This window comes from Brucella sp. TWI559 (assembly GCF_039674265.1).
GTDB lineage: Bacteria > Pseudomonadota > Alphaproteobacteria > Rhizobiales > Rhizobiaceae > Brucella > Brucella chromiisoli.
Genome location: NZ_JBDJNE010000001.1, coordinates 702,529 through 723,554, shown reverse-complemented (window position 1 = coordinate 723,554; position 21,026 = coordinate 702,529). Strand labels below are relative to the sequence as shown.

The window sequence follows — 21,026 nt, the reverse complement described above, 5'->3', positions numbered from 1 at the left end:
ATTTTTGAAAGCTTCACCTGTGAACGTCAGCCACGATCACGCAGGAGGCGCGACTTTTCACGGTTCCAATCGCGCTGCTTTTCAGTCTCACGCTTGTCGTGATTCTTCTTACCGCGCGCCACACCAATTTCGAGTTTCGCCCGACCGCGATCGTTGAAGTAGAGTTTCAACGGCACCACTGTCATGCCTTCGCGCGAAACGGACTGGAAAATCCGCGACATTTCGCGACGGCTTATCAGCAGTTTACGCAACCGGCGCGGCTCATGATTGAAGCGATTGCCTTGTGTATATTCCGGGATATAGGAATTGATCAGCCAGAATTCACCATTCTCAAAGCTTGCGTAGCTTTCAGCAATATTGGCCTGATTGGCGCGCAACGACTTCACTTCAGTTCCGGTCAAAACCAGACCGGCCTCAAGCGTATCGATGATTTCGAAATTGTAGCGCGCTTTACGGTTTTCAGCGACCATTTTGCGAGCGGGAGAGTTTTTCGGCTTATTCATAATGCAACCATATAATGCTCATTGCCGGAAATGAAAACGCTCTCGCGCGGGCGAGAGCGTAAAAATCAGTCAACCAGGCAAATTGAACAGCCTTAATTGACAAGCCCTGCATGTTTCATGGCCTGATCGATCTTTTCAGCCGTCGCGGCTTCAATTGTGACCATGGGCGAGCGCAGAACATTTTCGACGCGACCAAGGCGCGACAGAGCATATTTCGGACCGGATGGGTTAGGCTCAATAAACAATGCCTTGTGCAGCGGCATCAGGCGATCCTGCAATTCAAGGGCCTTTGGATAATCCCCCGCCTCACAGGCATCCTGAAAGTCTGCACAAAGACGCGGCGCAATATTGGACGTAACCGAAATGCAGCCGACACCGCCATGCGCATTGAAACCAAGCGCTGTCGCATCCTCGCCCGAAAGCTGGATGAAATCCTTGCCACAGGTGGCGCGCTGCTCGGAAACACGCTCAATCTTGCCGGTGGCATCCTTAACGCCCACGATGTTTTTATGATCGCGCGCCAGTGCGCCCATGGTTTCAGGCGTCATATCGATGATCGAACGACCCGGAATGTTGTAAATGATCAGCGGAATGGAGATCGAACGAGCAACACGCGAAAAATGCTCGTAAAGACCGCGCTGGTTCGGCTTGTTGTAATAAGGGGTGACAACCAGAGCCGCATCTGCACCAGCCTTTTCAGCGTGCTGTGCAAGCTCAATCGCTTCAACCGTATTGTTGGAACCGGCACCCGCAATCACCGGCACACGGCCAGCGGCGACTTCAATACAAACCTCAATAACGCGCTTATGCTCGTCATGTGACAAGGTCGGTGTTTCGCCCGTTGTGCCGACAGGAACGAGCCCTTTGGTGCCCTCTTCAATCTGCCAGTTCACAAAGGCACGAAAGGCTTTCTCGTCGAACGCTCCTTCACTATCGAATGGCGTGACAAGTGCAGTGATCGAGCCTTTCAGCATCTGTGAACTCCTGAGAAATAAGTCATAACCCGACAATACCATCCCGACGATCATGTAAGCCAGAATGCCTGCGAGGTGATGCACCATAATCTCGCAGCGCAATTCCGGCAAGCGGGGGAAAAGCGTAAATCAGCGCGTAAGTGACAGTTTTACGAAAATCCCGCCGCTTTTTTCTGCGCCTGTTTGGTCACGAATAACCGGCCAACCAATACTAGGTCGTAAAGAAAAATATAACCTTTTATTAACCAATGCTTCATCCATCACCATCATAGTCTTATGCAGAATCTCCTCTCGGTAGATCAGGCTTACAAAAGCCAGATTTGCACAATATTTTGCCCGCTATCAGGCACTCTATTCTCATTCGGTCATGCGTAGAAAAACTTTAAATAAGCCATTAAAGCAAAGGGCGCTCGTTTCGGGCGGAATGATGATTGTTGCCTCGCTTTTAGCAGGGCAGATCAGTGCCGCTTACGCGCAATCCGCTTTCCCAACGGATATTCCCACCCCGCTGGCGCGTCCTTTTGCACCAACATCGTCGCATGAATCACCGATCAATCTGGTAACGCCCAAGGCCCGCCCCGCACCGCCAGACCCTGTCATTACCTCTTCATTCCGCCGTGGCGAAAATCCCGCCGCAATCAGTGGCACGCTGAAAGCCGGGCTTGATGCGCTTTACGCGCACAATATTGTCGAAGCGATTGCCTATCGCAATGGCATGACAAAAGGCTCTCTCGATCGCCAGATTCTGACGTGGTCGATTGCAACATCCGGCATCACGGGCATTCCGAGCAGTGAAATCTCGGCAGCGGCGTCTGAACTAGCAGGCTGGCCGGGCATGTCGGCGCTGCGCCGCAATTCGGAGCGCGCTTTGTTTCGGGAAAATGCGCCCGCTGCGACAGTGATTGCCACGTTTAACAACACGCGACCGCAGACAACGGAAGGCATGATCGCGCTTGCCCGCGCCTATGTCAGTATTGGAAGCAACGCCAAGGCGCATCAGCTTCTCGCACCCTGGTGGAGAAGTGAACGCCTTTCCGCAGACGATGAAACACGGGTGCTGAAAGAATTTTCCAACATTCTTACGCGTGATGATCACCAGCACCGCCTGCTGCGCGCGCTCTATAATGATCGCATGCAATCGGCAAAGCTTCTGGCTGGCCCTGCACAGGCGCAGTCGCTTTATAATGCCTATGCAGCACTGGCACAGAAATCACCCAACACCGCGCAAGCGATTGCTGCTGTGGATCGCTCCTGGCACGCCAATCCTGCCTATATGTTTCTGCAAATCCGCTTTTTGCGCCGTGCCGATCGTTTTGATGAAGCAACCAACTTGATGCTGAAAGCACCAAAGAATGCATCGTCGCTGCTTGATCCTGATGCGTGGTGGGTAGAGCGCCGTATCCTGTCGCGCGAGCTTCTCGACATTAACAAGCCGCAGCTTGCCTACAAGCTTGCCGCAGCCCATGCCGCAGAATCACCCACGATGGCCGCAGAGGCAGAATTCCATGCGGGTTGGTATGCTTTGCGCGCGCTCAACCAACCCAAACTTGCTGCCCCGCATTTTGCCAGGATCGCCGAAATTTCATCCCGTCCGATTTCCGCCTCCCGCGCCTATTACTGGCTGGGACGTGCGGCAGAAGCAGGTGCCGGCGGCGATGCAGTGCATTATTATCGGCGTTCTGCACATTTTGGTACAACCTTTTATGGACAGCTTTCAGCAGCCAAGCTTCGCGAAAAAGCGCCCGAACTGGCCTATCCTCGGCCAAGCGATGCAGATCGCGTGCGTTTCTCTGGCCGCCCTGCCGTGCAGGCGATCAAGCGCCTTGAGCAGATCGGCTATGGCAATCGCGCCAACGCTCTTTACATGCAGCTTTCACAAGAACTCAACAGCGTTGGAGAGCTGGCGCTGCTCGCGGTAATGGCGGAGCACAACAAGAACCATTATCTCGCGCTGCGGGTGGGCAAGACTGCGGCTTTCCGTGGGCTGGATGTCGGTGCATTGTCACATCCGATTGGTGCCATTCCGGCAAATGCTAATATCAGCGGCTCCGGCAAAGCGCTGGCCTACGCGATTGCACGCCAGGAAAGCGAGTTTAATGTCGGGGCTGTTTCCAAGGCCGGTGCACGTGGGCTGCTGCAATTGATGCCAGCCACCGCAAAAAGCATCGCGACCCGCAATGGAATGGCCTATTCCGACCAGAGACTGACCAATGACGCGGCCTATAATGCAACGCTGGGCGCGCATTTCCTCGGCGAACAGCTCGACCGTTTTAACGGTTCTTATGTGCTGACTTTTGCCGGATATAATGCCGGTCCAAGACGGGCAATCGAATGGATGGACCGATATGGCGATCCACGCGGCAAGCCCATCGAAGACGTTGTCGACTGGATTGAGCGCATCCCATTTTCCGAAACACGCAACTATGTACAGCGGGTGATGGAAAACTACGAGGTTTATAAAGCCCGCCTTACAGGTAGCGCGGATATTCGCACTGACCTTATCTATGGCCGACGCTAGAGTATTTCCTGTTTTGATTGAATTATTGGAAATGCTCTATCTCTTTGTTTTCACGCGCATCCTGTGCCGAAAACCGGTTCCCACTTTTCGGGATGTGCTCTAGGCTTGCGTTTTCTTGGCGCGGGCGGGAGCTTTGGATTTGACGCCGGATTTCTTAGGCTTTGCCCGTTTTTTGGCGGCACTGCGCTGATTCGATTGCAAGAGTTTGGCTGCCTGCCCAATCCAGTTCTCGCGCGTCACACGACCGGCAAAACCGATGTGACGCTCAATCCATGCGGCTTGATCCAAGTTCCATTGAGCGATTTGCGCGTAATGGAAAACGCCAAGCTTCTGCAGCATCGTTTCCACTGATTTTCCGATGCCATGGATCGCCGTCAAATCATCAGGAACTGCTTTCAACGGCGCATCCAGCAATTCCGGGCGATGAGGATCTGCGACTTCTACAATTTCATCTTCTATCGTGATCTCTTCTGCCTGCGCGGCCTCCGCTTCCGGGCCTTTTGAACCCACCGTTTGAACGGTCTCGTCTACGGGTTCAGCCGCAGCTTCAACCTGATCTTTCACAGGCTCTTCCACTGTGACTGCCTTGGGCGTTGCAACAGGCTCAGGTTTTTCACTCAACGCTGGCTTTGAAAGAGCCGCCGCAATGATCGTGTCTTCCTGGCTTGTATCCACGGTCTTTCGGCCTTTGGCAAAGCGTCCGAGAATGCAGCCAATTATAAAAGCAACGGCAATCAAAATCGCCAGTTGGATGATTAACATCGGCATGTAGGTTCCCTCATACTCAACGCTTTTGCGCACAACCAAAATGGCCACAGCAGCAAATCAAAAAACCCCGCACAGATATTCAGTTCCAGAATTACGCAGACCTATATCAATTGCCAGCAGTAAGCCAACCGACAGCGACACCGATTGCACATGAAATCAGGAGCACTGGCCAAAACATCTCAGCAAGATAAAGCATATGGAGTCCGCCTAACATTCATTTCGAAACGCCCGCCACTTTATACAGAAAGGCACTCGGAGGTCCGGTGTCAATCATGTACGGCGAAGAAACAGGGGATCATAGCGAATAAAGTTTTCTGGAATCAGGGTCTTGCAATATTTGAACCGGCAAGCTCCAATCCAAGGGCCAGCGGCGCATTCAACAAAGCAATCAAAGCATCATAATCCTGATTGCTCAGAGCTATCCCCTTGAGCGATAGTTTCGTATCGGAAATTTCGATTTCCGCATTTGAGAGTTTTCTGGCGAGATCAACAGCGAAGAGAACACGGTCTTCGAATTCCGGCTGAGCGCCCCGCGCCAGCGCCATCTCGTCATCGACCAATCCGTTCTGCACAGCCGACTCGGCAGCAACCATGATCGCATCACGCATGGAATTGTCGGGAATATAGCCGGATAGAACGATTCCCTCCCCGCTTTTGGTCAGTTTGAAAATGTATGGGCTGGCTGCCTCAAGCACGGTTGTCAAATCTGAAATGTCACCAACGCCCGGCACACTGCGCAAGGCGAGGATAGCCGCCCTTTGGGTTTCGGGATCCGGTGCCACACCTTTAAGCACAAGGTTACGGCCATCGACATCAAAACCGCTCCAGCTATAGGAGGACAATGCTTGCGCCGAACGTGCCGAAATATCGGCTTCAATGCGATCCGTACCGAACCATAGCGCCAATGCGGTCAGGGCCGCGGTCCACGTCACGCCTGGCCAGAACCATTTTAACATGAGCCAGTATCTCCGCTGAAACTGTGTCTTGTCTTTAATAACAGAGAAACCCCCAGGCCTGAAAAAGCAAGAGCTACCGGGATTTAAGAGACAGACATAACAAAAAACCCGGCAGCTGAGCTGCCGGGTTTCCTGTAACCAATCCGTTAGGATTAGAACGAACGCTGGAAGCGAACCATACCCTGCCAAGCGTCCTGGCCCTTAAGGACAGAAAGCTTGTCGTCCCACTTGGTGTAGGAAACTTCAGGAGTGATGGTGAAGCCTGGAACCAGTTCGTAAGCAACGTTTGCAGTTGCTGCGAAGGTCTTCGCATCTTCGTAAGCGAGCTGAAGGTTGAAGGTAGCCTTGTCGGTTGCCTTGAACTTCGCGCCACCCCAAACAGCCCAATCGCCACCCCAGGTGCCGTAGAAGCTGTCGATTGCACGGATACCACGGAACTGACCGTTAGCATCTGTGAAACCGTAGTAGGTGTCGTTATTGGACTTATAGCCACCCATTACCCATACGGAGAACTGGTCAGTTACGTTTACGTCGAGGCGAACTTTACCAGCCCATTCTTCGTTACGTGCGTCGTAAGCTGCAACACCAGTGATCGAACCCCAGCCCTGAGCATACTTCAGGCCACCAACAACATGTGGTGTGTAGTCATCAATGATACCATTGTAGTCTACGTCGCCGTTGCTGCCCTGTTCAAGAGCGATGATAGCCGAGAAGCCATTGCCGCCAGTGAAGGTGTAGCTGATTGCGTTGGTGCGATAGCCACCAGCAAGGATCACGTCGTCGTTGATGACGTCGCCGAGGTAACCAGGGAAGGTTACGAATGCGGATTCATCAAGACCAACGCGCAGACCGCCGAGCTGGATATAGCCATAACGCAGAGTACCGGTCGAACCTGAATCTGCACCGTTCTGGTACTGGAAGCGAACTTCCGAATAGGTCTTCAGAGTACCGAGTTCGGTTTCCGAAGCGGTCGACAGACGCAGCGAGAAGCGTGTCAAGAAGTCGTAAGTGTCACGATCTTTTTTACCCGATTGAGCGAAAACAGTGCTGCCGTCCGGGTTACGGGTAAGACCACCGCCACGGTAGTAAACGTCGTCGCCGCCCTTAACGTCAGCGCGGACATAACCGTGGATGCGCAGGCAGGTTTCGGTGCCTGGGATGTAGAAGTAGCCAGCGCCGTATGCATCGCAAACGCGGACATATTCAACTGCTTCTGGCTCTGGAGCGACGATAGCGTCTGCTGCCTGAGCGCCGGAAGCTGCAACGAGAGCTGCAGCGGAGCCGAGGAGAAGGCTCTTAATGTTCATTTCTGACCTCCAGTCAAAGTTAAAAATGGGTCTGGGCATTCTGATTTGGCTGAAGGACAACCTGTCCCCATCCCCTGATGAAAAAGTCGCCCCGAAGCGCTCCTTCTTCTGGATGTGAAGATACTCGTCATCGTTTTCTATTCAACATCGAATATTGCCAACCAGTCCTCAGAGGCACTCTATGACAGCTCGTTGTTGCAGAAATGACACGAAATTGCCCGACTTTAATTCGGAAATTAAGGTTTTATTAGTGTTTATGAACAGCGGTTAATCTGTCTTAACGTTTGAAAACATGGATTTTTTAGCAATTCCGCAAAATCGAAACAGCGAATCCCAGCATAAATATCGAAATCTGTCGCAAATCAGCTCTCAGCATCGAATCCGCCACAATCTGAATTCCACCCGCGCGAATCCCTCATGCTGAATCCACGCAATACGGGCATTGAAATGATGGATGAATGTCCGGAAATTCGTACTTATGAACACGTCTGCATATATTAAAGTGTAAATTTTACTGTGAAATTTGCCATTCACCTATCAAATCGCTTGAAATGATGAAGCGTACCGGCTATCTCGCCCTTACCGGAGAGGTGGCCGAGTGGTCGAAGGCGCTCCCCTGCTAAGGGAGTAGACCCGGAAGGGTCTCGTGGGTTCGAATCCCATCCTCTCCGCCATCAACACAGAGGTTGTGTTCCCATTCAGAACAAATAATTCAGCTTTCAAGCTGAGAGCGGTTGCTTTTTACCAGCCTCTATAACTTTCTGTCTTTTCATATCTTCGCAGTAGAAAATTTGTAAGTTATTGATTTAATGACATTTATTGAGTTCCTGTCGATTCTTGACTGGAGGTCAGAAATGAACATTAAGAGCCTTCTCCTCGGCTCCGCTGCAGCTCTCGTTGCAGCTTCCGGCGCTCAGGCAGCAGACGCTATCGTCGCTCCAGAGCCAGAAGCAGTTGAATATGTCCGCGTTTGCGATGCATACGGCGCTGGCTACTTCTACATCCCAGGCACCGAAACCTGCCTGCGCATCCACGGTTATGTCCGCTATGATGCAGCCGCTGGCCGTGACGCGTATGATGGGTACGACTCAAAGACCTGGAACAAGAACACGCGCTTCACGCTGCGCACCTCAACCGCTTCTGAAACCGAACTCGGTACCCTGAAGACCTACACAGAAAACCGTTTCAACTTCACGAACGGCTATCAGGGTGACCACACACTGAACTTCGCTTACATTCAGCTCGGTGGCCTTCGTCTTGGTCTTGATGAATCGGCATTCCACACCTTCACGGGTTATCTCGGCGACATCATCAACGATGACGTTGTTGCAGCAGGCGTATATCGCACAAATCTGATCAGCTACACCTTCTCCGGTGGCAATGGTTTCTCAGCAATCCTGTCGCTTGAACAAGGCGGCAGCAGCTATATTGACAATGACGATTTCGATAATGACGGCGACTTTCTGGAATCCAATGTTATCGACGACTACATGCCGCATGTTGTGAGTGGTCTGAAGTATGCTCAGGGCTGGGGTTCGATCGCCGGTGTTGCTGCTTACGATTCGCTGCTAGAAGAATGGGCTGGCAAGGTTCGTGTCGATGTGAACATCACAGACCAGTTCTCGATCTGGGCGCAGGGCGGTTATTCCTCTTACGAGGATGCAATCGGCATGTACGGAAACTGGGGTGGTAATTGGGCTGTCTGGGGCGGTGCGAAGTTCAACGCAACCGAAAAAGCAACTTTCAACATACAGGCCGCTTACGAAGACTGGGGCAAAACCGCAATCGCTGCGAACGTTGCATATGAGCTCGTTCCAGGCTTCACCATCACTCCAGAAGTCAATTACACCCGTTGGGATAGCGATCACCCTGCCCTCGTGGACGGACGCGCCTATAATAAGGATGCTTTCGGCGGCATTATCCGCTTCCAGCGTTCTTTCTAAAAGTCACCTGATATGAAGAACTGACGCCAACCACTCGAAGTTGGCGTCAGCTACCAAGCAAGCGCTCTTAGGTGCTTGAACCTATGTTCTTTCGAAATGGGGATTTCGATAGAACAAAATGAAGAGTTACGGGAACGAATAAAAAGGGGGCAATGGGGTCTTTAGAGGATCGTAATATGTCTCCAACTAATGTTAGCTTGCTTATCTTGTGCTTTACTTGTTATTTCTCTAAGTGTGTTCTCCATAATAATATGGGGGACCTACTATGATCATCGTTGGGGGCACGACGATTGATAGTGGCGATACATATTCGCCAGTTGTCGATTATAATCTGGAATATACATCTGTCAGAAATCAGAAACACAGAATTGTCGAGCAATTCTCACTGGCTGAACTGACAGGAAAATATATTAACATTCTCTGGGATGACGGATCGCACAAGTATAATGTTAAATCGTTTCTCGGTGAGATAGACGAGATTTTGAAAGGCACCCGCTTTTCGGGTTTCGATCAGGAAATGCTCGACTTTGTCATTGGTTCGCTTCGTGAGCGCGGTAACAGCAATGCAACCATCAATAGAAAGATGGCTGCTTTGAGCAAGCTGCTGCGAAAGGCGAACAAGATGGGGGATATTTACAGTCTGCCGGAATTTGTCCGACAAAAAGAGCGCGTGGGACGGATTCGATTTCTCGAATATGAGGAAGAAAAGCGACTATTCGCTGCCATCAAATATCGATGTGAAGAAAGTTACAGATTAGCCGTTTTTCTTGTCGATACTGGCTGTCGCCTCGGAGAAGCCATAGGGCTGACCTGGAATGACCTGCAGGATCAGCGTGTTACCTTCTGGCTGACAAAATCCAACAGAAGCCGCACAGTTCCTTTGACCCGCCGTGCACGCAAAGCGACTACGATTGAACGACAGCGCCTTAAAGGGCCTTTCTCGATGCTCAATCAGGTTCGTTTCCGCCAGGTATGGAACGATGCCAAAATTGAAGTTGGCCTTGGGGCGGATGATCAGGTCGTTCCGCATATTTTGCGCCATACCTGCGCATCGCGTCTCGTGCGCGGAGGGATCGATATTCGACGTGTTCAAATGTGGCTGGGGCATCAAACTTTGCAGATGACAATGCGTTACGCCCATCTCGCAACCCATGATCTCGATTCGTGTGTGAAGGTTCTGGAGATTCAGTAGAGCGTTTCCAGCAAAAGCGCGAAGCGGTTCTGCGTGGGATAATGCGTAAAAACAAACAGGGAGAGCATTTCCAACCCTTCAGTCAAAACAGGAAATGCTCTCACTCAGGGCTGTCGGGATACAAGCACTGGCGCCGATTTTGTCAGATATTTCTACCATCTAAGCGCGGTTTGATCTGATTAAATCAGATCTGTGCTCTGCCCAATTTCATTTTAGAGCGCATCCCGAAAAGTGTGAAACGGCTTTCGGGAAAGATGCGCGTTAAAACAAATGCTTAGAGCGGTGATTTGATTGGATCAGATCGGCGCTCCAAGCATAATCTTATCGATCCTCATCTCACTGCGGTGTGGTTCACGCACGAAACGGGGTAAGTACAACGCGTATCCTATCCGAAAACCGCCGCCCCCTTGTTGATATCCACTCATTGGCCTTAGAAACGGCGTCAGACTCTATCTGGTTATCATCACAGCTTGATCGATAGGCTCACGCCTATTCATTGAATGAAAATGACACCTATAACGACCAGCTATGCAAGGAAAGACACGAAGAACGGGACCTTTCCCCATCTCAACGGCTTGACGCAGCAGATCGCCTGTTCATTTTGGTGCCCGAAGGAGGTGGCCCAGCCGCCAGGCTACTGTGTCAAAAAGGCTCGACCCCGTTGCGTTGCGATATTCTTTAAGCGCTTTGATCGCAGTGTCAGCGATATGACGCGCTTTTTTTCGAAGAGCAAAACAGCGATCATATGCGGTGCATATTCGTTGCTCTGGCAGAGCCGATAAGCCGAAGACAAAATATTGCAATAATTCGGCTGTGCTTCCGTCTGCAACTGGCAGAAACTGATCCAAGTTGATATGGCTAGGGAAAAGTCGTTATTCGTGAGTTTGTGAACACAGGTTTCCATCTTCTGTCGTTCTTAGCCTTACAAAGAAATCAATCGGAAGCAAAATGGCATCGCCTCGACTTACGCCGCTTGTTGAAAGCCTCCCCTCCACCGTTCCTTTCACCGGGCCTGAAACGCTGGAATTACAGCGCGGAAAGCCTTTCACAGCGCGCATCGGTGCAAATGAAAGCAGCTTTGGCCCCGCTCCATCCGTCATTCAGGCCATGCAGGAAGAAGCCTCAGAGGTCTGGAAGTATGGCGATCCGGAAAACTATGCGCTTCGTCAGGCAATTGCCGCTCATCACCGGGTAAAGCCTGAAAACATCATGCCGGGTGCAGGTGTCGATGCGCTGCTGGGGCTTGTTGTCAGGCTATATGTTCAACAAGGTGATAAAGTCATCAATTCACTCGGTGGTTATCCTACCTTTAATTATCATGTAGCGGGCTTTGGCGGAAATCTGCTGACTGTCCCTTACAATGCTGACAAACCTGACCTCGACGCTCTTATTGATAAAGCGCATCAGGAAAAGCCGGCGCTGCTTTATATTTCCAATCCGGACAATCCGATGGGGACATGGCATGACGGGGCGGATATTCAGGCATTTATCGAGCGCATCCCAGAAACAACAATGCTAATTCTCGATGAAGCTTACTGCGAAACCGGACCAGCCTCAGCATTCCCGGCCTTTGAGACCGACCGCACAAACATCCTGCGCATGCGCACTTTTTCCAAGGCTTACGGACTTGCAGGGATTCGCGTCGGCTATGCTGTAGGCTGTGCAGATGCGATCAAGTCATTTGACAAAATCCGCGACCATTTTGCGGTCAGCCGGATTGCACAGGCGGCTGCAATTGCTGCATTGAAAGATCAGGATTATCTGCACGCGGTCGTAGGGAAGATTCATGCGGGCCGGGATCGAGTAGCGAAAATCGCAGAACAGCAGGGGCTAAAACCTATTCCTTCAGCCACGAATTTCGTCACCATTGATTGCGGACATGACGGAGCTTTTGCGACCGCTGTTCTCAATGGTCTGATTGAACGGGACATTTTTGTCCGCAAACCCGGCGCGCCTGTCCTTGATCGCTGCATTCGCGTGACTGTTGGGGTGAATGAACAACTGGATATGTTTGAAGCAGCATTGCCCGCAGCACTTGCAAGTGCCCGAAACGCTTTAAACAAAGCCTGAGAGCGGAGTAACGATATGTCGATCCAAAACAGCAGCCAACCCCGCAATATTCTGTTTGGCACACTTGCAGGCCTTTGTGGTGCTCTGGCCATAGCGGCCTATGCCGGTGCAGCACATGGCGGGGAGAATCATCTAAGTGCCATCGCTCCGATATTGCTCGGCCACGCCCCTGCCCTGCTGGTTTTGTCACTGATTATTCCAAACAGCCGTGTCGCAAATATTGGCGCGGCATTGCTGGTGGCGGGGCTGGTGCTGTTCTGTGGCGATCTGTTTATGCGGGATATTATCGGGAACAGGCTATTTCCGATGGCGGCCCCTACCGGCGGGAGCCTCATGATTCTGGGCTGGCTCGTGGTGGGAGTGAGCGGCTGGTTTAAAAGAGGCTGAGCAACAGCCACCCGAATAAAAAAGGGCCTTGCCGATCAGCAAGGCCCCTTCCATCTAAAACGGTGCAAGTTCAAACCGACTTAAAGCCGTTTAAGATAAAGTATCCCCAGCAAAAGTGCGAAAAACCTTTGCGTTGAATAATGCGTAGAGCAAAAACAGGGCTGTCCCCGCCGTTTGTAACGTGCGGGAACAGCTCTGAACTTACGAATTGCCCTTCAGGCGTGCATTGCAAAGGCTGTAGTAGCCGCCGCCCTTCTGGACCCACTTAAGTCCGCCAAGCGCATTTGCATCCTTGGCCGCATGATACTGCTCAAGGCAAGTATGCATGCGCGCCTTGCCCGGAGATTCATTTGAGAACTTGGCAGAAACAGCTGTCGGGAATTTCACACCACGCGGTGCAGCAACAGTTGGCGCAGGAGGCTCTGAATTGCCATCGGTGGTCAGCGCAACCGGATCCGCACCCGGTCCACATTCCGACTTACGGAAATCGTTCCACTTGACACCGCCATCGGTACCGGCATCTTTTGCTGCCTGATATTTTGTGCTGCACTGCTTCATGCTAAGGCCTTTGCCAGCATCATCTGCAGCAGGAGCGGCTGCATTTTTGGCAGGGGCTGCGGCCTTATTCGCCGGAACAACCGGAGCAGCGGGCGCTGCGGCTGCATCGTCACCACACTGCGATTTACGGAAATCATTCCATTTTACACCGCCAAGCGTTCCAGCATCTTTGGCAGCCTGATACTTCGCGCTACACTCTTTCATGGTCAGTGCGCTTGCCGGGGATGAGAAAACGAAGGCAGATGCGCCCAAAATCATTGCGGTGCCGGCCATGGCTGTGAAGGTACGAATAGACATCGCGTCGCTCCCTGTCGGATACGGACTATTGAATTCGTTGTATACGGATCGCTTCTCACGATATTTCAAAACAGCGAATGTGTTTGATCGACCGCAATAGCTTTTATATTTCTTACTCTACTAAGCTTGATATGATACAAGGTATATGTCAATCAATTGCTTAATATTAACATTATCTACAACACAAAATTTCTGACTGTCATTTTTTATGTGTTACTTAGCTTAGATACGCAAAGTAAATATATCGAAATTACATGCCCTTGTCTCGTTTTTATTGAAACAGAGTTAAAATCCGAATATTGCCGTCAGTGAGAGGTCATCCACTCACGCGCGCCACGAAGGGCTGCGGCCAATTCGCTTTTGCTCATGGTTGCGGCAACCTGATTGCGCATACGTTCAGCTTTCTGGTTGCCGCGAATGGCTGCGATGTTGAGCCATTTATGCGCTTCAACCACATCGATTTCACAGTCGCGACCAATAGCATATTTCAAACCCATCTCCAGCAGGATGCGATCCTGTGAAGTTGTCGTGTGGTGCTGTGTAACGCTCTGAAACTGTGTCATTTTCTTTGTCCCTGTTAAATCCCGAGAACCGTCCGCTCTTTGTTTCCGTGGCTGACTTTAGCCGCCGCAGATTGTCGGATCTGTCGTTCCGTTCATGGTCTTCAAGATAAGCCACAGGATTAAAATGCGCGTTAAAACAGATGCTTAACAACGCGACAACGAAATACAAACAAGGGGTAAACTTCGGAATTTGTTAAACATCCAAAGGCCGACAATTGCTGTGCTTTTCTAAAATAACGCAATTTTGCGGCAGCGGACCTTTAAACCAGATGATAACCATGACGCAGATTGATCATGTCAGAAACATTGCTGCCGTGCGCAAATTATCCCTCTTCCACTTCGACGAAAACTCCATTACGTTTACGTTTGCGTAAGTTTTCCGCAAGGCTGATTGCCTTGCCGCATTTTGGGAGGAATGCATGATCCGTAAACTGTTTTTGGGAATAACGGCAACTGTTGCATTGAGCGCGACGCTTGCAGCACCTGCCTTTGCCAATGAGGCAATTGTCGGCACATGGAAACGTCCGAATGGCACGATCATCAGCTATGCCGCCTGCGGTGGCGGCAAATATTGCGGCACCGTACAGACCGGCGAATATAAGGGCAAGTCGATCGGCACCATGTCGGGCAAGGACGGCAGCTATAAGGGTGAAGTCAACAAGCTCGACGAAGGCAAGACCTATACGGGCAAGGCAAGCGTCAAGGGCAACACGCTATCGCTTTCGGGCTGCGTTATGGGCGGCTTGATCTGCAAAAGTGAAAGCCTCACAAGGCAATAGACCTATATATAAAAGGCGGCTTCACAGCCGCCTTTTATAATTATCGCGCTTTCTGACCAAAGAGCACTTTCTGCTCTTCTTCCTTGTTTGCCGAGGCCAATGCGCGTTCGCGCTCTTCCTTACCAACCACAAGACCACGCTGTACGGCAGGTCGCGCATTCATGGTTTCATGCCAGCGCTTGAGGTTGGGAAAATCCTCGAGCTTCTGGTCAAAATTTTTGTAAGCATTGATCCAACCGATACTCGCCATATCAGCGATGGAATATTCGCCTGCGATATAATCTTTGCCTTCAAGCTGGCGATCGAGCACGCCATAAAGACGGTTGACTTCATTGGTATAGCGGTCGATGCCGTACTGCACCTTTTCCGGCGCATAAACGCGGAAGTGCCCTGCCTGCCCCGACATAGGACCAAGTCCGCCCATCTGCCACATCAGCCATTCATCAACGGCAACGCGCTTGCGTTCGTCTGCTGGATAGAACTTGCCGAACTTCCTGCCGAGATATTGCAGGATCGCACCGGATTCAAACACCGAGATCGGCTCGCCGCCCGGACCTTCCGGATCGATAATCGCAGGCATACGGTTGTTCGGTGCGATTTTGAGGAAGTCCGGCTGGAACTGATCCCCCTTGCCGATATTCACATATTTGACTTCATAGGGAACGCCTAATTCCTCCAGCATGATGCTGATCTTAAAGCCATTTGGGGTGGGCCAATAGTAAAGCTCAATGGGTTTTATCTGCTCAGCCATAGGTATTTGTCTCCCGCTTTCTTGGCTTTGTGCGTATTTCCGATGCGAGTTAACATAAGATTCGTGCAGCTTGGCACAAGTGCGAAGCGATCAAGTTAATGAAACATCAATATTTTTGAACGCCGGATGAATGCAGCTCTCAGGAGCAGTTCAGATGGCAGCTTTAAACTCAACCGCATAGATCAAACGATTTTGAAGCCGGGGGAAATATGCTGTTATGGCGTGTCACAATAGTCTGTTTGATGATTGCAGGTTTTGCAATCATTGCAGGTCTCTTTGTTGATCGAAAATATGATGTCTATCGTGACAACCCGGTTGTCAGCCCGATGACCGTGATGCATCTCAAACCTGCGCGCGAAGAGACAAGGCTATGATTTCACGTTGCCGTCTCTCCGCACTGATTGCATTGCGCGTTTTACTGTTCACAGCGGCTTTTACCGGACCTGCTGCTACATTTGCCTATACGCAAATCGGCCAGAAAGCACAGATGAGTGCCGCCGGACTCGTTCTTTACGTGAGTCTGCAACAAAGCTCATAAAGTGAGACATGCGCGTGTCAAAGACTTTGTTATACTAGGCTATGACACAGCGAATCGATCATCCATTTCTCAACGAAATTAAAACGCCGCCCTTTATGGAGCCGCAAGTTTTTACCGATGCTGGCGCGGCTGTTGCCGCGCTGCGCAAACTTTATGATCGCAACACCGCATTTCTCCGCAAGGCTTTTGAGCAATTGGCAAAGGGAGAGGTCCGCCCGCAGCGATATAGGGCTTTTTATCCCGAAATTTGCCTGTCTACGTCGAGCTTCGCCCACGTCGATACACGGCTTGCTTATGGCCACGTGACCATGCCCGGCGATTATGCAGCAACAATTACACGACCTGATCTGTTTGATCATTACCTCAACGAACAAATCCGCCTGCTGATGCGCAATCACGGTGTTGCCGTCACCGTTCGGGAATCGGCAACCCCCATTCCGATCCATTTTGCCTTCATGGAAGGCACCTATGTCGAGGCATCGGTTGCCAATGCCTTCACGCACCCAATGCGCGATCTGTTTGACGTGCCGGATTTGGCTGCCACTGACGACAAAATCGTCAATGCGGACTTTGATCCAATACCCGGCGAGCCAATGCCGCTCGCTCCTTTCACCGCACAGCGCGTTGACTATTCGCTGCACCGGCTTGCCCATTACACCGCAACCAGCCCGAAACATTTCCAAAATTTCGTGCTGTTCACCAACTACCAGTTCTATATGGACGAGTTTTGCGACTATGCACGCAAGCTTATGGCAGAAGGTGGCGGCGGTTACGACAGTTTCGTCGAGCCGGGTAACGCGATAACGCGCGCCGGAGAATCTGCGCCGAGTATCGGCAACGCATTACAGCGTATGCCGCAGATGCCAGCCTACCATCTGCAACGGGCTGATCATTCCGGTATCACCATGGTCAATATCGGTGTTGGCCCATCCAACGCAAAGACGATTACAGACCATATTGCGGTGTTGCGCCCGCACGCCTGGCTGATGTTGGGACATTGCGCTGGGCTGCGCAACAGTCAAGAGCTTGGCGATTATGTGCTTGCGCATGCCTATATGCGTGAAGACCACGTTCTTGATGACGATCTTCCTGTGTGGGTCCCTCTGCCAGCTCTTGCAGAAATTCAGGTTGCCCTGGAAGAAGCCGTTGAGGAAGTCACCGGCCTTGAAGGCTATGATTTAAAGCGCATCATGCGCACCGGCACTGTTGCCACAATCGATAATCGAAACTGGGAATTGCGCGACCAGCGCGGCCCGGTTCAGCGTCTTTCGCAGGCACGGGCCGTTGCACTTGATATGGAGTCAGCCACAATTGCAGCCAATGGTTTCCGCTTCCGCGTTCCCTATGGCACGCTTTTGTGCGTTTCCGACAAGCCGCTGCATGGCGAATTGAAGCTGCCGGGCATGGCAACGGACTTTTACAAACGACAGGTCGCGCAGCATTTGCAGATTGGTATTCGCGCCATGGAAAAGATTGCCGCCATGCCAGACGAAAGGCTGCATTCACGCAAACTCAGGAGCTTCTACGAGACGGCGTTTCAATAATGATAAGGGTGCTGCGGGTTTACTTGCGGCACCATCATCACGCCGCAATCAAACGCTAAGCGCCTGTCATGTCAAAACGCCGTGAAAGCCTTTCATTTTTCCTGCTGATCACCGCCGTTCTGGTGTCAGTTCCGCTTGTGCTCGGATTTCTCGGCGCAGCGCATCCGATGTTTGATTCACTTGCGCATTTCCGGCCACATCTTGCAATTCTGATGGGGCTCTTTGCGCTGCCGCTTCTGTTCACAACGATGCGGCGAGAGGGAGCAATGATCCTGCTGTTTGCAATCCTTGCTTTCAGCACAACAGTGAGCGCGGCACGCAATCTGCTTGAAGGATCATCCGCAGCCCAGGCCACGACACCAGCATCTGCTGCGCGTTATAGTCTGGTGCAGATCAATCTACGCTATAATAATCCTGAACCAAAACGCGTCTTGCAAATGATTGCGCAGGAAAAACCTGATGTGATCACCTATCAGGAAGCCGGTTCCGATTGGGCGATGTGGATCGATATTCTCAAAGGCACATATCCTTATCATTTTGAATGCCACATCGATGGCGGCAAGATGGGCGTGGGTATTTTGTCCCGCCGCCCATTCAGTGAAGGCAGCAAACAACTCTGCCTTGGCGATAACCGCCTTGCTATGACAGCGATCGATTTCAGTGGCACAAGCGTCAACGTTGCGGCTTATCACGCCGCCCTTCCATGGCCATTTAATCAGGCCACGACCATTGATGCATTGGCGCCGGAATTGCAAAAATTCAACGGCCCGTCGATTATTGCGGGTGACTTCAACGCAACGCCGTGGAGCAATGCAGTCCATCGTATTGAAAAGGCTTCGGCCACGAGGGCGTTGACGGGAATCGGCGGCACATGGATGCCGCAAAGTCTTTCCGTGGTACTTGCACCTTATATCGGTTTGCCCATTGATCAGGTTCTCGTAAGCGACGAAATCCAAGAACCTGTTGCCATTTCACGCGACAACGTAGGGTCGGATCATCTGCCCGTCAGGCTTGATTTTTCAGTTCCTTTGCCTGTCCGGCCCGATACTGATGAGCCGGAAACGCAATCCGTTATGCTTCAATAAAAAAGGCGGTTTGAAACCGCCTTTTCCATTTACATGTTTTCCTAAACTGGTCCTTCGCCGACATTTTTCAACGGCGGTCGAGACGGACACAGTTCCCGTAAACATTACATGTTTACATAAACCGGTCCTTCGCCGACATTTTTCAACGGCGGACGAAACGGACACAGTTCCCGTAAACATTACATGTTTACATAAACCGGTCCTTCGCCGACATTTTTCAACGGCGGTCGAGACGGACACAGTTCCTGTAAACATTACATGTTTACATAAACTGGTCCTTCGCCGCCTTGTGGCGGAACCCAGTTGATGTTCTGGTTCGGGTCCTTGATGTCGCACGTTTTGCAATGCACGCAGTTCTGCGCATTGATTACAAAGCGAACGTCTTTGGCCTGTGGGTCAGTTGCAGAATTGCCGTCAGCATCCACCCATTCATAAACGCCCGCCGGGCAATAGCGTGTCGATGGACCAGCAAAAACATCATGTTCTGACGTCTGCTGCAATTTCATATCAGCGACTTGTAAGTGCACTGGCTCGTTTTCGTCGTGATTGGTGTTCGACAGAAACACTGACGACAGACGATCAAAAGTCAGAACGCCATCCGGCTTCGGATAGTCAATCTTCTTATGCTTTGCTGCAGGTTCCAATGCCTGCGCATCGGTCTTGCCATGCTTCAGTGTGCCGAAGAACGAAAAGCCAAACAGCTGATTGGTCCACATATCAAGACCACCAAGAGTAACACCCACAACTGTTCCAAGCTTCGACCACAGCGGCTTCACGTTACGAACGCGCTTCAAATCCTTGCCGATGGCACTGTTGCGCCAGCTGTTTTCGATTTCAATCGGCTCATCATTGGCACGGCCAGCCGCCAAGGCTTCTGCAATTTTATTGGCGGCAAGAATGCCAGACAGAACCGCGTTGTGGCTGCCTTTAATGCGTGGAACATTGACAAACCCTGCCGAACAACCGATCAGCGCGCCGCCAGGGAAAGACAGTTTTGGCACCGATTGGTATCCGCCTTCGGTGATCGCGCGCGCGCCATAAGACAGGCGCTTGCCACCTTCAAAAGTAGCGCGGATTGCCGGATGCGTCTTGAAGCGCTGAAATTCTTCAAACGGCGACAAATATGGGTTTTTATAGTTGAGATGCAGCACAAAACCAACCGCAACCATATTGTCTTCAAGGTGATACAGAAACGCGCCACCGCCGGTTTTCATGTCCAGCGGCCAGCCGAATGAATGCTGCACCAAGCCAGGCTTATGCTGGGATGGATCGACTTGCCAAAGCTCTTTGAGGCCAATACCAAATTTGGCTGGCTCGCGCCCCTCATCAAGCTTGAACTTGGCGATCAGTTCCTTGGCCAGCGAACCGCGCGCACCTTCGCCAATCAGCACATATTTGCCAAGCAATGCCATGCCGCGCGTGTAATTCGGGCCATGTGTGCCATCGCGCTCAATGCCCATGTCGCCCGTTGCCACACCGATCACAGCGCCTTCATCATTATAAAGCACTTCCGTCGCAGCAAAGCCCGGATAGATTTCAACGCCAAGCTCTTCAGCCTTCGTACCAAGCCAGCGGCAGACATTGCCAAGCGATACAATGTAATTGCCATGATTGTTCATCAGCGGCGGCATGATGAAATTTGGCAAGCGCGCAGAGCCAGCAGGACCCAGCAACACAAAATGGTCAGCCGTCACTGGCGTCTTGAAGGGATGCCCCTCTTCCTCTCGCCAGCCCGGAAGAAGCTGATCAATACCGCTTGGATCAACGACTGCGCCTGAGAGAATATGCGCGCCGACTTCCCCGCCCTTTTCAAGAACAACGACTGAAAGCTCAGGATTGATCTGCTTGAACCGGATCGCCGCAGCAAGGCCAGCAGGGCCTGCGCCGACAATCACAACATCAAATTCCATGCTTTCGCGTTCGGGAAGCTCATGGCTCGCGATTGCTGGGCCTTCAGACATTCGTGCCTCCGTCTGGTTTACATTCCCCCTCACTATTTCAGCGCAGGTGATGCATCCAATTGTTTTTTGCTCATGAACCTATCGCGAATGGCGATAAACCATATCTTACTGGTCTTGTTCCCATTGACGTCTTACCCTCTCGCAGAGTTAAAGACTGGCGCATATGCGTCCAATTGTCCAAAATCACTGCAATAACAGCAATGATAATATTTACCTTAACGTAAACGTCAATTGAAAAAAGCGATGAACGGGCTGTGGGCTATTGTGACGCAACACATATTTCTGCGCGCCCAGTCACTCTATGAACCGGAATTATACGCCTTGCTCTTGCA

General features: G+C 51.4%; 18 protein-coding genes and 1 tRNA gene. 10 read left to right on the top strand and 9 right to left on the bottom strand.

Going from position 1 to position 21,026, the window contains the following annotated elements; all coding sequences use genetic code 11:
* Positions 1-26: 26 nt before the first annotated feature.
* Complete coding sequence (gene smpB / locus ABE530_RS03395; protein ID WP_499693571.1) at positions 27-503, bottom strand: SsrA-binding protein SmpB; 477 nt, start codon at positions 501-503, stop codon at positions 27-29.
* A 92-nt stretch (positions 504-595) separates the two neighbouring features.
* Complete coding sequence (gene dapA, locus ABE530_RS03390; RefSeq protein WP_265983249.1) at positions 596-1,477, bottom strand: 4-hydroxy-tetrahydrodipicolinate synthase; 882 nt, start codon at positions 1,475-1,477, stop codon at positions 596-598.
* Positions 1,478-1,901: 424 nt separating this feature from the next.
* On the opposite strand from dapA, the gene ABE530_RS03385 reads away from it, so the two are divergent.
* Positions 1,902-3,995 (top strand): lytic transglycosylase domain-containing protein, encoded by a 2,094-nt coding sequence (locus ABE530_RS03385; RefSeq protein WP_265983248.1) that lies wholly within the window; start codon positions 1,902-1,904, stop codon positions 3,993-3,995.
* A 99-nt stretch (positions 3,996-4,094) separates the two neighbouring features.
* On the opposite strand, the gene ABE530_RS03380 is transcribed toward ABE530_RS03385, so the two are convergent.
* The 3 genes from ABE530_RS03380 to ABE530_RS03370 all read right to left on the bottom strand — a co-directional run bounded on the left by ABE530_RS03380 (position 4,095) and on the right by ABE530_RS03370 (position 7,026).
* Positions 4,095-4,763, bottom strand: a complete 669-nt coding sequence (locus ABE530_RS03380) for a helix-hairpin-helix domain-containing protein (protein WP_499693570.1) — start codon at positions 4,761-4,763, stop codon at positions 4,095-4,097.
* Between the two features lie 320 nt (positions 4,764-5,083).
* The gene (locus tag ABE530_RS03375) at positions 5,084-5,719 is read right to left on the bottom strand and encodes a BON domain-containing protein (protein WP_265983246.1); all 636 of its coding nucleotides are present in this window, start codon (positions 5,717-5,719) and stop codon (positions 5,084-5,086) included.
* Between the two features lie 152 nt (positions 5,720-5,871).
* Entirely contained in the window at positions 5,872-7,026 is a 1,155-nt protein-coding gene (locus ABE530_RS03370) for a porin (RefSeq protein ID WP_265983245.1), read from the bottom strand.
* Positions 7,027-7,610: 584 nt separating this feature from the next.
* Here ABE530_RS03370 and ABE530_RS03365 point away from each other — a divergent pair.
* The 5 genes from ABE530_RS03365 (at position 7,611) to ABE530_RS03345 (ending at position 12,618) form a co-directional block, all read left to right on the top strand.
* Positions 7,611-7,700, top strand: a tRNA-Ser gene (locus ABE530_RS03365).
* A 180-nt stretch (positions 7,701-7,880) separates the two neighbouring features.
* The gene (locus ABE530_RS03360; protein ID WP_499693569.1) at positions 7,881-8,969 is read left to right on the top strand and encodes a porin; all 1,089 of its coding nucleotides are present in this window, start codon (positions 7,881-7,883) and stop codon (positions 8,967-8,969) included.
* 265 nt (positions 8,970-9,234) lie between these two features.
* Entirely contained in the window at positions 9,235-10,161 is a 927-nt protein-coding gene (locus ABE530_RS03355; RefSeq protein ID WP_265983242.1) for a tyrosine-type recombinase/integrase, read from the top strand.
* A 948-nt stretch (positions 10,162-11,109) separates the two neighbouring features.
* Entirely contained in the window at positions 11,110-12,231 is a 1,122-nt protein-coding gene (locus ABE530_RS03350; RefSeq protein ID WP_499693568.1) for a pyridoxal phosphate-dependent aminotransferase, read from the top strand.
* A gap of 15 nt (positions 12,232-12,246) precedes the next feature.
* Positions 12,247-12,618 (top strand): DUF423 domain-containing protein, encoded by a 372-nt coding sequence (locus tag ABE530_RS03345; protein WP_499693567.1) that lies wholly within the window; start codon positions 12,247-12,249, stop codon positions 12,616-12,618.
* Positions 12,619-12,819: 201 nt separating this feature from the next.
* Here ABE530_RS03345 and ABE530_RS03340 read toward each other — a convergent pair whose 3' ends face one another.
* The gene (locus ABE530_RS03340) at positions 12,820-13,473 is read right to left on the bottom strand and encodes an antifreeze protein (RefSeq protein ID WP_265983237.1); all 654 of its coding nucleotides are present in this window, start codon (positions 13,471-13,473) and stop codon (positions 12,820-12,822) included.
* Positions 13,474-13,778: 305 nt separating this feature from the next.
* Complete coding sequence (locus ABE530_RS03335; RefSeq protein ID WP_499693566.1) at positions 13,779-14,036, bottom strand: sel1 repeat family protein; 258 nt, start codon at positions 14,034-14,036, stop codon at positions 13,779-13,781.
* A gap of 419 nt (positions 14,037-14,455) precedes the next feature.
* On the opposite strand from ABE530_RS03335, the gene ABE530_RS03330 reads away from it, so the two are divergent.
* Complete coding sequence (locus tag ABE530_RS03330; RefSeq protein WP_499693565.1) at positions 14,456-14,815, top strand: DUF2147 domain-containing protein; 360 nt, start codon at positions 14,456-14,458, stop codon at positions 14,813-14,815.
* A 40-nt stretch (positions 14,816-14,855) separates the two neighbouring features.
* Here ABE530_RS03330 and ABE530_RS03325 read toward each other — a convergent pair whose 3' ends face one another.
* Positions 14,856-15,566, bottom strand: coding sequence for a glutathione binding-like protein (locus ABE530_RS03325; protein WP_265983234.1), 711 nt, complete (start codon positions 15,564-15,566; stop codon positions 14,856-14,858).
* Between the two features lie 209 nt (positions 15,567-15,775).
* Between ABE530_RS03325 and ABE530_RS03320 the strand changes: the two genes are divergently transcribed.
* From ABE530_RS03320 to ABE530_RS03310, 3 genes are all read left to right on the top strand, one after another.
* On the top strand, positions 15,776-15,940 hold the full coding sequence (locus tag ABE530_RS03320) for a hypothetical protein (protein WP_499693564.1): 165 nt from the start codon (positions 15,776-15,778) through the stop codon (positions 15,938-15,940).
* Between the two features lie 205 nt (positions 15,941-16,145).
* Positions 16,146-17,648 (top strand): AMP nucleosidase, encoded by a 1,503-nt coding sequence (locus tag ABE530_RS03315; protein ID WP_499693563.1) that lies wholly within the window; start codon positions 16,146-16,148, stop codon positions 17,646-17,648.
* 68 nt (positions 17,649-17,716) lie between these two features.
* Positions 17,717-18,733, top strand: a complete 1,017-nt coding sequence (locus tag ABE530_RS03310; protein ID WP_499693562.1) for an endonuclease/exonuclease/phosphatase family protein — start codon at positions 17,717-17,719, stop codon at positions 18,731-18,733.
* A gap of 254 nt (positions 18,734-18,987) precedes the next feature.
* Here the strand turns inward: ABE530_RS03310 and ABE530_RS03305 are convergent, their stop codons facing one another.
* Positions 18,988-20,694, bottom strand: a complete 1,707-nt coding sequence (locus tag ABE530_RS03305) for an electron transfer flavoprotein-ubiquinone oxidoreductase (RefSeq protein WP_499693561.1) — start codon at positions 20,692-20,694, stop codon at positions 18,988-18,990.
* Between the last annotated feature and the right edge of the window lie 332 nt (positions 20,695-21,026).